This is a genomic window from Aquimarina hainanensis (assembly GCF_042684685.1).
In the GTDB taxonomy this organism is placed as follows: domain Bacteria; phylum Bacteroidota; class Bacteroidia; order Flavobacteriales; family Flavobacteriaceae; genus Aquimarina; species Aquimarina hainanensis.
This window is the reverse complement of record NZ_JBHULX010000047.1, coordinates 932-1420: the sequence shown is the minus strand read 5'-3', so window position 1 is coordinate 1420 and position 489 is coordinate 932. Positions and strand designations below refer to the sequence as shown.

1 pseudogene is annotated in these 489 nt (G+C 44.0%); it reads right to left on the bottom strand.

The features are described 5' to 3' along the window. Positions 1 to 489: pseudogene (locus tag ACFSTE_RS21145) on the bottom strand (hypothetical protein); the annotation flags it as partial.

Below are 489 nucleotides of genomic sequence, written 5' to 3'. Positions count from 1 at the left end.
CCTGTACCATCGGTATTGGGTAACGGTAGCATCGTTCCGCCATCTCCTGTACCTGCAACCGTATTATCATCTGTATCAACACTATCAGCAAATCCATCGCCATCAACATCAACCATAGACGTTGGATCTCCCGGGGTTGGATAATCTATCGCTCCATCACCATCAGCATCTACTCCTCCAGCTTCACTGATATCTGTTAGCCCATCATTATCACTATCTAAATCCAGGCTATCTACAATACCGTCATTATCACTGTCCGGTGACGGTAAATTGGTTCCGCCATCTCCTGTTCCTGCAACCGTATTATCATCCGTATCAACACTATCAGCAAATCCATCGCCATCAGTATCGGTAATTCCATCTAAAACTCCATCGCCATCTGCATCAACTCCTCCGTTTTCTATTGTATCTGAAATTCCATCATTATCACTATCTAAATCTAAGTAATCTACAACTCCATCATTATCCTGGTCTCCTACAACCAGAGCC